This is a genomic window from Pseudomonas sp. AC242 (genome assembly GCF_979258655.1).
This window is the reverse complement of the sequence record NZ_OZ409873.1, coordinates 124,202-137,711: the sequence shown is the minus strand read 5'-3', so window position 1 is coordinate 137,711 and position 13,510 is coordinate 124,202. Positions and strand designations below refer to the sequence as shown.

At 57.2% G+C, this 13,510-nt stretch carries 12 protein-coding genes and 3 tRNA genes; 1 reads left to right on the top strand and 14 read right to left on the bottom strand.

Features of this window, described 5'->3' with window-relative positions; genetic code table 11:
* Nucleotides 1–218 precede the first annotated feature (218 nt).
* On the top strand, nucleotides 219–713 hold the full coding sequence (locus ACZZ0A_RS00555; RefSeq protein WP_007915265.1) for a hypothetical protein: 495 nt from the start codon (nucleotides 219–221) through the stop codon (nucleotides 711–713).
* Nucleotides 714–719: 6 nt separating this feature from the next.
* Here ACZZ0A_RS00555 and ACZZ0A_RS00550 read toward each other — a convergent pair.
* The 14 genes from ACZZ0A_RS00550 to folP form a co-directional block, all read right to left on the bottom strand.
* Nucleotides 720–795: transfer RNA gene (locus ACZZ0A_RS00550), tRNA-Thr, on the bottom strand.
* A gap of 129 nt (nucleotides 796–924) precedes the next feature.
* A complete protein-coding gene (gene pnp, locus ACZZ0A_RS00545) occupies nucleotides 925–3,030 on the bottom strand; it encodes a polyribonucleotide nucleotidyltransferase (protein ID WP_007915263.1) in 2,106 nt (701 codons plus the stop codon).
* A gap of 193 nt (nucleotides 3,031–3,223) precedes the next feature.
* The gene (gene rpsO / locus ACZZ0A_RS00540; protein WP_003177875.1) at nucleotides 3,224–3,493 is read right to left on the bottom strand and encodes a 30S ribosomal protein S15; all 270 of its coding nucleotides are present in this window, start codon (nucleotides 3,491–3,493) and stop codon (nucleotides 3,224–3,226) included.
* 142 nt (nucleotides 3,494–3,635) lie between these two features.
* Nucleotides 3,636–4,553: a tRNA pseudouridine(55) synthase TruB gene (gene truB / locus ACZZ0A_RS00535; RefSeq protein WP_007915261.1), complete on the bottom strand. Its 918-nt coding sequence runs from the start codon at nucleotides 4,551–4,553 to the stop codon at nucleotides 3,636–3,638.
* A 4-nt stretch (nucleotides 4,554–4,557) separates the two neighbouring features.
* Entirely contained in the window at nucleotides 4,558–4,959 is a 402-nt protein-coding gene (gene rbfA, locus ACZZ0A_RS00530; RefSeq protein ID WP_007915259.1) for a 30S ribosome-binding factor RbfA, read from the bottom strand.
* Nucleotides 4,960–5,119: 160 nt separating this feature from the next.
* Nucleotides 5,120–7,651, bottom strand: a complete 2,532-nt coding sequence (gene infB / locus ACZZ0A_RS00525; RefSeq protein WP_007915253.1) for a translation initiation factor IF-2 — start codon at nucleotides 7,649–7,651, stop codon at nucleotides 5,120–5,122.
* A 27-nt stretch (nucleotides 7,652–7,678) separates the two neighbouring features.
* Complete coding sequence (gene nusA / locus ACZZ0A_RS00520; protein ID WP_007915252.1) at nucleotides 7,679–9,160, bottom strand: transcription termination factor NusA; 1,482 nt, start codon at nucleotides 9,158–9,160, stop codon at nucleotides 7,679–7,681.
* Between the two features lie 47 nt (nucleotides 9,161–9,207).
* Complete coding sequence (rimP, locus tag ACZZ0A_RS00515) at nucleotides 9,208–9,666, bottom strand: ribosome maturation factor RimP (protein WP_007915250.1); 459 nt, start codon at nucleotides 9,664–9,666, stop codon at nucleotides 9,208–9,210.
* A gap of 139 nt (nucleotides 9,667–9,805) precedes the next feature.
* Nucleotides 9,806–9,882 (bottom strand) — tRNA-Met (locus tag ACZZ0A_RS00510).
* Between the two features lie 97 nt (nucleotides 9,883–9,979).
* Nucleotides 9,980–10,065, bottom strand: a tRNA-Leu gene (locus ACZZ0A_RS00505).
* 21 nt (nucleotides 10,066–10,086) lie between these two features.
* On the bottom strand, nucleotides 10,087–10,473 hold the full coding sequence (gene secG, locus ACZZ0A_RS00500) for a preprotein translocase subunit SecG (protein ID WP_016986497.1): 387 nt from the start codon (nucleotides 10,471–10,473) through the stop codon (nucleotides 10,087–10,089).
* A gap of 4 nt (nucleotides 10,474–10,477) precedes the next feature.
* Entirely contained in the window at nucleotides 10,478–11,233 is a 756-nt protein-coding gene (gene tpiA, locus ACZZ0A_RS00495; RefSeq protein ID WP_007915248.1) for a triose-phosphate isomerase, read from the bottom strand.
* A 65-nt stretch (nucleotides 11,234–11,298) separates the two neighbouring features.
* Entirely contained in the window at nucleotides 11,299–12,636 is a 1,338-nt protein-coding gene (glmM, locus tag ACZZ0A_RS00490) for a phosphoglucosamine mutase (RefSeq protein WP_007915247.1), read from the bottom strand.
* A gap of 16 nt (nucleotides 12,637–12,652) precedes the next feature.
* Nucleotides 12,653–13,504 (bottom strand): dihydropteroate synthase, encoded by an 852-nt coding sequence (gene folP, locus ACZZ0A_RS00485; protein ID WP_007915246.1) that lies wholly within the window; start codon nucleotides 13,502–13,504, stop codon nucleotides 12,653–12,655.
* Between the last annotated feature and the right edge of the window lie 6 nt (nucleotides 13,505–13,510).

Sequence of the window (13,510 nt, the reverse complement as noted above, 5' to 3'; positions counted from 1 at the left end):
GACGCGGATTTGTCCGGCCTTCGGAACCATTCGGGATCATCTGAAAACTGCTGGGCGATGCTCATGCAGGCACCGAATATAGGACGTTTGCATGACGAATTACACGGCTCTTTACATCTCTCGCACAAAAAGTTGACCTGCGGAACATAAATGCGGATTTCGAGTCATAGCGATGTGCCACTTCGGCACGTCTCCGCTGTTCACAAGGAAAACCAGTGATGCGCAGCTTTTCGAAGATTCTCTCTGTTGTGCCCGCTACCGCGCTGATGGCTGTTCTGGCCCTGCCTGCAAACGCAATGGCTGTCGAGTTGAGCAGTAGCAGTTCCTCCTACGGCGACAAGGTTGCCCTGATTCACAACGATTACGGCAAAGATGTCGTCATCAGAAGCGACATCAGCGTCGACGAACTGCAAAAAATGCGCGACACGATCAGTGACCAGTCGCGGCAGATCGAAGAGCTCAAACGCAGCAACGGTTCGAACTCCAGCTCCAGCGGCAAGGAAATCGATGATCTGAAAAACAAGGTCAAAGACCAGGACCGTGAACTGGACACGCTAGGTCGTCAGGTCGAAGACCTCAAGCGCAACAGTGGCTCCAGTTCCAACTCGAACAGCAGCGAGATTTCGAATCTGAAGCAGAAAATCAACGATCAGGATCGGGCGATGGATCAGCTCAAACGCACCGTCGAGGATCTAAGCCGCAAGGTGAAATAAGAGAGGTGGTGCCCGAGACAGGAATCGAACCTGCGACCTTCGCGTTACGAGTGCGCTGCTCTACCGGCTGAGCTACACGGGCGGTGGGCTAAACCTAGCACCGGTCTTGAAGTCCGGCAACTTCGCAGAATGTCCGGGTATTTCACAGACAAAAAAATGCCCCACCGTTTTCACGGCGGGGCATTTTTATTGCGCTAACGCTTTGGGCTGATTAAACGCCCGAAGCCTTGGCCGCTGCCACGTCTTTGATGGACAGCTTGATACGGCCGCGGTTGTCCACGTCCAGTACCAGCACTTCCACTTCCTGGCCTTCTTTCAGGATGTCGGTCACTTTCTCTACGCGAGCGTCGCTCAGCATCGAGATGTGCACCAGACCGTCCTTGCCCGGCAGGATGTTGACGAATGCGCCGAAGTCGACGATGCGCTCAACCTTGCCCACGTAGATCTTGCCGATCTCGGCTTCAGCGGTGATACCCAGAACGCGCTGACGCGCAGCTTCAGCGGCTTCCTTGGTTTCGCCGAAGATCTTGATCGAACCGTCGTCTTCGATGTCGATCGAAGCCTTGGTTTCTTCGCAGATCGCACGGATGGTCGCGCCACCTTTACCGATAACGTCACGGATCTTGTCGGTGTCGATTTTCATCGCGATCATGGTCGGAGCGTTGGCCGACAGTTCGGTACGCGACTGGCCGATGATCTGGTTCATCTGACCGAGGATATTCAGGCGCGCTTCCAGGGCTTGGCCCAGAGCGATCTCCATGATTTCTTCGGTGATGCCCTTGATCTTGATGTCCATCTGCAGCGCAGTAACGCCTTTGGCGGTACCGGCTACTTTGAAGTCCATGTCGCCCAGGTGGTCTTCGTCACCGAGGATGTCGGTCAGGACGGCAAATTTCTCGCCTTCTTTAACCAGACCCATGGCGATACCGGCAACCGGCGCCTTCATCGGCACACCAGCGTCCATCAGGGCCAGGGAAGCGCCGCAAACGGAAGCCATCGAGCTCGAACCGTTGGATTCGGTGATTTCCGAAACCACGCGGATGGTGTACGGGAACACGTCAGCGGCTGGCAGCATGGCCGAAACCGAACGACGGGCCAGACGGCCGTGACCGATTTCACGACGACCAGCGCCACCCATGCGACCACACTCGCCCACCGAGAACGGAGGGAAGTTGTAGTGCAGCATGAACGGGTCTTTTTTCTCGCCTTCCAGGGTGTCCAGCAGCTGTGCGTCACGGGCGGTGCCCAGAGTCGCGACTACCAGAGCCTGGGTTTCACCACGGGTGAACAGCGCCGAACCGTGAGTCTTCGGCAGAACGCCGACTTCGATGTTCAGCGGACGTACGGTTTTGGTGTCGCGACCGTCGATACGTGGCTTGCCGTTAACGATGTTTTCGCGAACGGTGCGGTATTCGATTTCGCCGAAAGCGGCTTTGACTTCGCTGGAAGAAGGCTGGCCTTCTTCACCGGACAGCTTGGCAACGACTTGATCCTTCAGCTCGCCCAGACGCGCATAACGGTCGGCCTTGACGGTGATGGTGTAAGCCTGGGAGATCGCCTCGCCGAACTCGGCACGGATAGCGCCCAGCAGTTCGGTGGCTTCTGGCGCAGGAGCCCAGGTCCAGGTTGGCTTGGCAGCTTCGGCAGCCAGTTCTTTAACCGCGTTGATCACAACCTGGAACTCGTCGTGAGCAAACAGTACCGCGCCCAGCATCTGGTCTTCGGTCAGCTCTTTGGCTTCCGATTCAACCATCAGTACGGCGTCGGAAGTACCGGCAACGACCATGTCCAGGCTCGAAGCTGCTTGCTGCTCGTAAGTCGGGTTCAGCAGGTAGCCGGTGCTTTCGTGGAAAGCTACGCGAGCGGCGCCGATCGGGCCGTCGAACGGAATGCCCGAGATGGCCAGGGCAGCCGAGGTACCGATCATCGCAGCGATGTCCGGATCGGTCTTTTTGCTGGTGGAAACGACGGTGCAGACAACCTGCACTTCGTTCATGAAGCCTTCTGGGAACAGCGGACGGATCGGACGGTCGATCAGTCGGGAAGTCAGGGTTTCTTTCTCGGAAGGACGGCCTTCACGCTTGAAGAAACCGCCAGGGATCTTACCGGCAGCGTAAGTCTTTTCCTGGTAGTGAACCGACAGAGGGAAGAAGCCCTTGCCTGGATCGGCTTGTTTTGCACCGACTACAGTCACCAATACGCTGACGTCGTCGTCAACGGTGACCAATACTGCGCCGGAGGCCTGACGGGCGATACGGCCAGTCTCGAGGGTAACGGTCGATTGACCGAACTGGAATTTTTTGATTACCGGGTTCACGGTGTCCTACCTTCTTTGTGGCTCTTGGGGGAACTGGTTTCTTGCGAATTCTTGGGCAATGTCGGGAATCGGCCCGACGCCTGTCCAGGGTAAAACGTGTATCCAGATAAAACTTGAGGCTGGGAGCCTGCAAGCCGTCGGCGGTAAACCGCAGACGTCCGACAGACAACCAACCTCATAGCGCAATCGCTGATTAGCGACGCAGACCCAGGCGACCGATCAGAGTCTGATAACGACCCAGATCCTTGCCTTTCAGGTAGTCCAGCAGCTTGCGACGCTGGTTTACCATGCGGATCAGACCACGACGGGAGTGGTGATCCTTACCGTTGGCCTTGAAGTGACCTTGCAGCTTGTTGATGTTGTGGGTCAGCAGTGCAACTTGCACTTCTGGCGAACCAGTGTCACCAACAGCTTGCTGGTAGTCAGCAACGATTTGAGCTTTTTCTTGAACGTCGAGAGCCATGAGGCAATCCTTTTATCAGGAAGCTGTTTCAAAGAAACAACTTCAACAGGCCAGGGACAAATCCCTGTATCTATAAATGAGTAGTGACCGTGCCTGTTAACAGCCACCCTCGCCAGCCTGCTTTGACACAGACCGGTTTCGGTCATTCCGACCGAATCAGTCGACGTGGCGCAATGCGCCCGTCTTCGCTCACTTCACCGATACCGATGAAGCGACCATTGTGATCCTGTACCCGCACCATGCCGAACTTCGGAGCATCCGGGGCACGCACCGGCTGGCCGTTGAGCCAGTAGAACGCGCTCGCTTCCGAGAAGTGCAGCAGCGGCCAATCCTGCAGGCCGCTGTCCGATGGCATCAGGAAGCGATCAACCGCTTCGTTGCCGCCTTCGGCATGAACCGCTTCAAGCTCTTCGAGGGTCACGGTCTGCGCCAGGGTGAAAGGCCCGGCCTGGGTACGGCGCAATTCAGCGACGTACGCACCACAACCGAGTTGCTCACCGATATCCTCCACCAGGGTGCGAATATAGGTGCCTTTGCTGCAATCCACCGCAAGTCGCGCAGTATCGCCTTCGAAGGCCAGTAATTCCAAGCGCGCAATAGTAACAGAACGCGGTTCGCGCTCCACTACTTCGCCTGCACGCGCCAACTTGTACAGCGGCTGGCCATCACGCTTGAGCGCCGAGTACATCGGCGGTATCTGACTGATTTGCCCACGAAATTTCGGCAATGCTGCCTCGATATCGGTGCGACCAACGGTCACCGGGCGCTCCTGCAAAACTTCACCTTCGGCATCCGCCGTGGTGGTGGTCTTGCCCAGCTGCGCCAGGGTTTCATAAGCCTTGTCGGAATCGAGCAGGTACTGCGAGAACTTGGTGGCCTCACCAAAGCACAACGGCAAGACACCGGTGGCCAATGGATCGAGGCTGCCGGTGTGACCGGCCTTCTCGGCATTGAGCAGCCAGCGAACCTTCTGCAACGCGGCGTTGGAAGTGAACCCCAACGGCTTGTCGAGCAAGATGATACCGCTGACGTTACGACGGATACGTTTGACCTGAGCCACCGAATTACTCCTTGGTGTCTTCAGGTTCAGCAGCGACCGGATGCTGATTGTCTTCAGCCACGGCACGCTCGATCAGGGCCGACAGGTGCGCACCACGGACAACGGATTCGTCGTAGTGGAAGTGCAATTGCGGCACGCTGCGCAGTTTCATTTCACGGGCCAGTTGCATCCGCAGGAAACCTGCGGCGGCATTCAGCACCTTGATGCTTTGCGCGATATCTTCGGCGTTGTCCTGGCCCATCACGGTGATGAAGATCTTCGCGTGACCGACGTCACGGCTGACTTCTACTGCGGTAATGGTGACCAGGCCGACGCGCGGGTCTTTGACTTCGCGACGGATCAGTTGAGCCAGCTCGCGCTGCATCTGATCGCCGATACGTTGGGTACGGCTGTATTCTTTTGCCATGATTTTGTTACCTGTTACTGCCCCGCGGCGAAACCCGCAAGGTCTGAAAGCGGCAAACGCCCGGCCTGACAAAAGCCAGACCGGGCGTTGCGTTTAGAGTCCGGGTGATGCGCCACACTGTTGAGTGCGGCCGACCATCACGGCTCCTGAAGTGCGCGAGTTAGAGGCTGCGAGCAACCTGAACCTTCTCGAAGACTTCGATCTTGTCGCCGACTTTGACGTCGTTGTAGCTCTTCACGCCGATACCGCATTCCATGCCGGCACGTACTTCGGAAGCGTCATCCTTGAAGCGGCGCAGGGATTCCAGCTCGCCTTCGAAGATAACGATGTCTTCACGCAGTACACGGATCGGACGGTTACGGTGCACAACACCTTCGATCACCATGCAACCAGCGATCGCGCCAAACTTCGGCGAACGGAACACGTCACGCACTTCGGCCACACCCAGGATGTTCTCGCGAACATCGCTGCCGAGCATGCCGGTCAGGGCTTTCTTGACGTCTTCGATGATGTCGTAGATCACGTTGTAGTAACGCATGTCCAGACCTTCCTGCTCGACGATCTTCCGTGCGCCAGCATCGGCACGCACGTTGAAGCCGAACAGTACAGCGTTGGAAGCCAGTGCCAGGTTAGCGTCGGACTCGGTGATACCACCAACGCCGCCGCCCACTACGCGCACTTGTACTTCGTCGTTGCCCAGGCCATTCAAGGCACCGTTCAACGCTTCCAGCGAACCACGGACGTCGGACTTGAGGACGATGTTGAGCGTCTTCTTCTCGGCCTGACCCATGTTTTCGAAGATGTTTTCCAGCTTGCCAGCATGAGCGCGAGCCAATTTGACTTCGCGGAACTTGCCTTGACGGAACAGAGCCACTTCACGGGCTTTCTTCTCGTCGGCAACCACGCTCATCTCGTCGCCAGCGTCCGGAGTACCGTCCAGGCCGAGGATCTCGACAGGGATGGAAGGACCGGCTTCCTTGATTGGCTTGCCGTTCTCGTCGAGCATGGCACGCACACGGCCATAGTTCGAACCGACCAGGACCATGTCGCCTTGGCGCAGGGTACCGTCTTGAACCAGAACGGTTGCAACCGGGCCACGACCTTTGTCGAGACGCGATTCAACCACAACGCCACGGCCAGGAGCCGATGGAGTTGCTTTCAGTTCGAGAACTTCAGCTTGCAGCAGAACGGCTTCAAGCAGCTCGTCCACGCCAGTACCGACTTTCGCCGACACCGGTACGAACGGCGTATCACCGCCCCACTCTTCGGAAGTCACGCCGTGAACCGACAGCTCGCTACGGATGCGATCAAGATCGGCGCCCGGCTTGTCGATTTTGTTCACTGCAACAACCAGTGGAACGCCAGCCGCTACTGCGTGCTGAACAGCTTCAATGGTCTGCGGCATCACGCCGTCGTCCGCTGCAACCACCAGAATCACGATGTCGGTCGCCTTGGCACCACGAGCACGCATTGCGGTAAACGCAGCGTGACCCGGGGTATCGAGGAAGGTGACCATGCCGCGTTCGGTTTCAACGTGGTATGCACCGATGTGCTGGGTGATACCACCGGCTTCGCCAGCAGCTACCTTGGCACGACGGATGTAGTCGAGCAGGGAAGTTTTACCGTGGTCAACGTGGCCCATTACGGTCACGACTGGCGCACGGGAGAACGACTCACCTTCAAACTTCAGGGACTCGGCCAGGGAATCTTCCAGAGCGGTGTCGCTGACCAGGGTCACTTTGTGGCCCAGTTCTTCGGCTACCAGTTGAGCAGTTTCCTGATCAAGCACCTGGTTGATGGTCGCTGGAGTACCCAGTTTGAACATGAACTTGATGATTTCAGCAGCCTTGACCGACATCTGATTGGCGAGATCGCCAACAGTGATGGTCTCGCCGATCTGCACATCACGCACGACAGGGCCGGTTGGGCTCTGGAAACCGTGGGCGTTGCGTTTCTTCAGCTTGGCCTTGCCGCGACCACCGCGACGGAAGCCATCGCTTTCTTCGTCGGTAGTGCGTGGCGCCACACGTGGAGCCGGCGCTTTTTCTTTGACCGATGCGCGATGCGGAGCGTTTTTGCGCTCGCCATCACCACCACCGCTGCGACGATTGTTGTCGTCGGCACGCGGCTTGTCAGGACGGCGCTGTTCGTTCTGCTTGTTGCGAACATCAGCAGACGGAGCTGGAGCAGCGGCAACCACCGGCGCGCTTTCGCGAACAGGTTCGGCAGCTGCAGCCGGCGCCGCAACGGCGTCGCTGGTAGCGGTCTGCGCAGCAGCAGGCTGGCGGCGCGCTTCTTCTTCGGCGCGCTGCTTGGCTTCTTCTTCAGCCTTCTGACGAGCAGCATTTTCTACTGCGCGACGCTCATCCAGTTCACGCTTGCGTTCGGCTTCGATTTCTTCCGGGCTACGCTGTACGAAAACTTTCTTTTTGCGAACTTCTACGCTGATGCTTTTGCTACCAGCCACACGCAGGGTGCTGGTGGTTTTACGCTGCAGCGTGATCTTGCGTGGTTCTTCCACTTTCGCCTTGTGGCTGCTTTTCAAGTGAGTCAGCAGGGACTGCTTCTCACTGTCAGTCACATTTTCTTCGGCGGCGGTGTGCGGCAGACCTGCCTCACGCATCTGCTGCAACAGGCGCTCTACCGGTGTTTTGACCTCATCGGCCAGTTGTTTCACCGTGACTTGCGTCATGCACTTCTCTCCTCAGGCCGCGCCTAATTACTCGAACCAGTGGGCTCGGGCGGCCATGATCAACTTGCCGGCACGATCATCGTCAATGCCGTCGATGTCGAGCAGGTCGTCAATAGACTGCTCGGCCAGGTCTTCGCGGGTAATTACGCCGCGCACCGCCAGTTCCATCGCCAAATCCTTGTCCATACCCTCAAGCGAGAGCAGGTCTTCGGCCGGATGGGCGTCTGCCAGCTTTTCCTCAGTAGCGATGGCTTTGGTCAACAAACGATCCTTGGCACGAGCGCGAAGCTCGTTGACGGTATCTTCGTCAAAGCCGTCGATGTTGAGCATTTCTTCCAACGGTACGTAGGCAATCTCTTCCAGGCTGGTGAAGCCTTCATCTACCAGCACCTGTGCCAGGTCTTCGTCGACTTCCAGCTCGTCGATGAAGTTGCGCAGGATGTCGCCGGTTTCTGCTTGCTGCTTAGCCTGGATGTCCGATTCGGTCATCACGTTCAGGGTCCAGCCAGTCAATTGGCTGGCCAGACGCACGTTCTGACCACCGCGACCGATGGCCTGAGCCAGATTGTCTGCGCCAACGGCGATGTCCATTGCATGGGCATCTTCGTCAACGATAATTGCCGCAACCTCAGCCGGGGACATGGCGTTGATCACGAACTGAGCCGGGTTGTCATCCCAGAGGACGATATCAACACGCTCACCGCCCAACTCACCCGACACTGCCTGGACGCGCGAACCGCGCATACCGATGCAAGCGCCCTGCGGGTCGATGCGTTTGTCCTTGGAGCGGACGGCGATCTTGGCGCGCGAACCCGGATCACGGGACGCTGCCATTACTTCGATCAGGCCTTCGGCAATTTCCGGCACTTCGATGCGGAACAGCTCGATCAGCATTTCCGGCGCGGTACGCGACAGGATCAGCTGCGGGCCGCGGTTCTCGGTGCGGATTTCCTTGAGCAGCGCACGCAGACGCACGCCGACACGGAAAGTTTCGCGAGAAATGATGTCTTCACGGGCCAGCAACGCTTCAGCGTTGTTACCCAGATCGACGATCACGTTGTCGCGGGTGACTTTTTTCACGGTGCCGGAGATGATTTCTCCCAGGCGCTCGCGATAAGCGTCGACCACTTGAGCGCGCTCGGCTTCGCGAACTTTCTGCACGATGACTTGCTTTGCAGTCTGCGCAGCGATGCGGCCGAACTCGATGGATTCGATCTTTTCTTCAACGACGTCGCCAACCTTGGCACCTGGATGCGTTTCAGCAACCTTGGTTGGCCAGGTTTCGATGGCCGGATCGTCGAGATCATTCTCTTCGACGACCGTCCAGCGACGGAAAGTTTCGTAAGAACCGGTGTGGCGGTTAATTTCCACACGCAGGTCAACTTCGTCTTCAAAACGCTTTTTGGTAGCAGTGGCCAGAGCCAGCTCCAGCGCTTCAAAAATTACGCTCGCCGGTACGCCCTTTTCATTGGATACCGACTCAACAACCAGCAGTACTTCTTTGCTCATCGTACGCCTCGCCTTTCGCAAGCCATTGGATCCGCGGGATCCGCGTCTCAGTCAAAACTGGGAATAATGTTGGCCTTGTCGATCATATCGATCGGCAACAGGAACTCATGGTCATCTACCTGCACCACGACATCCTGTTCTTCTACACCGCGCAGAAGGCCCTGAAAGTTGCGTCGACCTTCAAAAGGCGAGCGCAGCTTGATCTTCACTTGTTCACCGGCAAATTTTGCAAACTGCTCAAGAGTGAACAGTGGGCGCTCCATGCCAGGCGAGGAAACTTCGAGGGTGTATTCAACGGAGATAGGATCTTCAACATCCAGTACACCGCTGATCTGACGGCTGACAATGGCGCAATCGTCCACCAGCACGCCGCCCTCTTTATCGATATAAACGCGCAACATCGAGTGACGACCCTGAGCCGAAAACTCGATACCCCAGCATTCATAGCCCAGGGCCACGACCACCGGGGCCAGCAAGGCCTGCAACTCTTCTAGCTTGCTCGACACCTGAACCCCCTAGTGCATGATATGTGCATGCTTTGCAAAATAAAAAAATGGGCGAAACGCCCATCCTTGAAACGCCGTCGAACAGCGGCGTTGAAAGTGTCCAGCTAACAAAAAGCCCCTTAAAAGGGGCTCCTTAAACTGGTTGCGGGGGCCGGATTTGAACCGACGACCTTCGGGTTATGAGCCCGACGAGCTACCAGACTGCTCCACCCCGCGACAAAGCTGGGGCGGAAGTATACGACCGATCCCTTATAGGGTCAATGTAACCTTCCACCTGCAAGAAAGCCCGCAACAGCGGGCTCTCCTGACTAATTGGTACCGAGAAGGGGACTCGAACCCCTACACCCTATGGGCACAACCACCTCAAGGTTGCGTGTCTACCAATTCCACCACCTCGGCAAAACTACGTTTGAAACCTTCTTACTTCTGCTCTTGAGCTGGAGGTACGTCAGTCGCTGGAGTAGCCGACTTTTGCTCTTGAAGCACCGGGACATCATCAGAAGCCGGTTGTTGTTGCTTAGGCACTTCCAACACTGCTGGATTTGGGAGACCTGCCTGAGTCAGCTGATGAGCCTTCTCTTTAGCAAAGTAACCTAACCCCAAGCTGGTTATGAAGAAACCGGCGGCAAGTATAGCAGTAAACTTACTAAGAAAGGTAGAGGAACCTTGGCTTCCGAACACAGTATTTGAAGCACCTGCTCCGAAAGACGCGCCAGCGTCCGCACCCTTACCCTGCTGCAGCAAAACCAGAGCAACTACGCCCAATGCACCCAGCAGATGAAAAACGACTACGACTGTTTCCAGCATTTTTTCAGTTTCCCGCGGCGCGACAGATCGCACCGAACTCATCTGCATTCAGGGAAGCTCCACCAATGAGCCCCCCATCGATATCCGGCATGCCGAACAGTTCGACCGCATTGGCCGCCTTCACGCTGCCGCCGTATAGAAGCCGCACACCTCGTGCGACTTCAGAATTCTCTGCCGCCAACTGCTCGCGAATGGCTTTATGCACATCCTGAGCCTGTTGCGGCGTTGCAGTCAGTCCGGTACCAATGGCCCAGACAGGCTCGTAAGCAATGACTGCCTTGGCAAAGGCACCTACACCCAGCTCCTCAATGATACTGCCCAGCTGACGCCCGACAACCTCAAGAGTTTTACCGGCTTCGCGCTGCTCGAGAGTCTCCCCTACGCACAACACCGGAATCAAGCCGCATGCCTGTGCCGCTGCGAACTTGCGATTCAGCATACCGTCTCGCTCGCCCATTATCTGGCGGCGTTCGGAGTGCCCGACAAGTACCAGGGAACAACCTGCATCCACCAACTGACTCGGAGCAATTTCACCGGTCAATGCACCTTGCATGGCTTCCACCGCAGAATTCTGCGCACCGACCGAAATCGATTTGCCTTTCAAGCCATCAATCACTTGATTGATATACAAGCAAGGCGGGAATACCGCGACATCAACACCGCTTGGCAAGGCCAGATGACGAAGGCCGTTGATCAGCTCAGCGACGCTGGCGCGGGTACCGTGCATCTTCCAGTTACCAGCTACCATAGGGCGACGCATGCTGTACCTCGTCGGTCAAAGTGGGCGCAGATGTTACCCAACACAATCATGGCTTGCAAGCCGAATCAGGCAGAAACTTCAGTTACCAGTTTTGCCAGCTCTTCGGCGTAGTTGCGAACCTGGGTTTCGTCCTCGCCTTCGACCATTACGCGCACCAGAGGCTCTGTCCCGGACTTGCGCAAAAGCACGCGTCCGCGTCCTGCCATTGCCTGGGTGACGCGCGCACTGGCTTCCTTGACAGCCGGGTGTTCCAGCGGACTTTCGCCACCACCGAAACGCACATTGATCAGCACCTGAGGGCACTTGCGCAAAGCCTGACGTGTTTGCGCCAGTCCTTCATTGCGGGCCTTCAGTGCCATCAGCACTTGCAAAGCTGCGATGATCGCATCACCGGTTGTGGTGTGATTGAAGCAAACGATATGCCCCGAATTCTCGCCACCGACCAGCCAATTGCGCTCAAGCAGTTCGGCGATCACGTAGCGGTCGCCGACATTGGCACGAATGAACGGAATCGAAAGATCGGCCAGCGCCAACTCCAGACCCAGGTTGCTCATCAATGTACCGACCACGCCGCCCTGCAATTTGCCACGCTCATGCAGATCACGAGCGATGATGAACAACAATTCGTCGCCATCAACGATGGCGCCCGTGTGATCGACCATCAAAACCCGATCACCGTCGCCATCAAAGGCAATACCTAGATCAGCATGTTCAGCCAGTACCGCCGCCTGCAACTGCCCCATATGGGTCGAGCCGCAATTCTCGTTGATGTTCAGACCGTTAGGCTGGGCCGACAGTACGACGACTTCTGCACCCAGCTCCCGGAAGACACTCGGAGCCACTTTATAGGTCGCGCCGTGCGCACAGTCGATGACTATTTTGAGGCCGGAGAAACTGGTACCGGTTGGCACACTGCTCTTGCAAAATTCGATGTAGCGACCCGATGCGTCGTTGATCCGCGAAACCTTGCCGATTTTGCTCGACTCGACCACGGTCATCGGAGTGTCGAGCAATTCCTCGATCATCAACTCCAGCTCATCCGGCAGCTTTGTGCCCTTACCGGAGAAAAATTTGATGCCGTTATCGTCATGCGGATTGTGCGAAGCACTGATCACGATACCGGCCTCAGCCTGGAAGGTGCGCGACAGATATGCGATAGCCGGCGTCGGCATAGGGCCTAGCAGCATCACATCAGCGCCCGCCGATGTCAGGCCGGCCTCGAGTGCCGACTCGAACATATAACCGGAAATCCGCGTGTCCTTGCCGACCAACACCTTGCAGGCGCCCATCTTGCGAAAGGCCATGCCGGCCGCCCAGCCGAGCTTGAGCATGAAGTCAGGAGTAATCGGGTATTCACCGACTCGACCACGAATGCCGTCAGTACCAAAGTATTTCTTGCTCATAAGTGCTCCATCATTCTTATTCGGCTGATTCCACGGCCGCGATCATCCGCACCACGTCTACCGTTTCCGCCACGTCATGGACACGCAAAATTCGCGCACCTTTTACCGATGCCAATGCCGCCAATGCCAATCCACCGTGCAGCCGTTCGCCCACAGGACGATTCAGGGCGTGGCCAATCATGCTTTTTCGAGAAACACCAACAAGCAGCGGCCGACCCAACGCATGCAGGGCTTCCATGTGCTTGAACAAGCTTAGATTGTGCTGCAGGGTTTTGGCGAAACCGAAACCCGGATCGAGGATGATGCGCTCGGCAGGAATACCTGCCGCCGCACACTGTGCCATGCGCTCAGCGAGAAATTCGCCCACTTCGCGCGTGACATCCTGATACTGCGGATTGTCCTGCATGTCACCGGGCTCACCGAGCATATGCATGAGGCACACCGGTAAACCGGTAGCTGCCGCCGCATCCAGCGCACCATCGCGCTGCAGCGAGCGCACGTCGTTGATCAGCCCGGCGCCCAACCGCGCAGTTTCGCGCATGACGGCAGGAGTAGACGTATCCACCGAGATGATCACATCAAGCTCGCGATTGATCAGCTCAACGATCGGCGCGACGCGCTCAAGCTCCTCAAGCGGAGAGACAGCTCGCGCACCGGGACGCGTGGATTCGCCACCGACATCAATCAGCGTCGCACCGGCTGCAACCATAGCTTCGGCGTGACGCAAGGCCGCATCCAGCTGACTGTATTGGCCGCCGTCGGAGAAAGAATCGGGGGTGACATTGAGAATGCCCATGACATGCGTCTGGGCCAAATCAAGAACCCGGTTGCCGCAAGGCAACCGGGTCAGGGACTGTACAGAAGTCATTTCAAA

Excerpts from the sequence above, each read along its gene's own strand:
- ACZZ0A_RS00555 (WP_007915265.1), top strand. The coding sequence starts at position 219 with ATGCGCAGCTTTTCGAAGATTCTCTCTGTTGTGCCCGCTACCGCGCTG.
- secG (WP_016986497.1), bottom strand. The coding sequence starts at position 10,473 with ATGCTGGAAACAGTCGTAGTCGTTTTTCATCTGCTGGGTGCATTGGGC.
- rbfA (WP_007915259.1), bottom strand. The coding sequence starts at position 4,959 with ATGGCAAAAGAATACAGCCGTACCCAACGTATCGGCGATCAGATGCAG.
- nusA (WP_007915252.1), bottom strand. The coding sequence starts at position 9,160 with ATGAGCAAAGAAGTACTGCTGGTTGTTGAGTCGGTATCCAATGAAAAG.
- infB (WP_007915253.1), bottom strand. The coding sequence starts at position 7,651 with ATGACGCAAGTCACGGTGAAACAACTGGCCGATGAGGTCAAAACACCG.
- folP (WP_007915246.1), bottom strand. The coding sequence starts at position 13,504 with ATGACTTCTGTACAGTCCCTGACCCGGTTGCCTTGCGGCAACCGGGTT.
- glmM (WP_007915247.1), bottom strand. The coding sequence starts at position 12,636 with ATGAGCAAGAAATACTTTGGTACTGACGGCATTCGTGGTCGAGTCGGT.
- rpsO (WP_003177875.1), bottom strand. The coding sequence starts at position 3,493 with ATGGCTCTCGACGTTCAAGAAAAAGCTCAAATCGTTGCTGACTACCAG.
- tpiA (WP_007915248.1), bottom strand. The coding sequence starts at position 11,233 with ATGCGTCGCCCTATGGTAGCTGGTAACTGGAAGATGCACGGTACCCGC.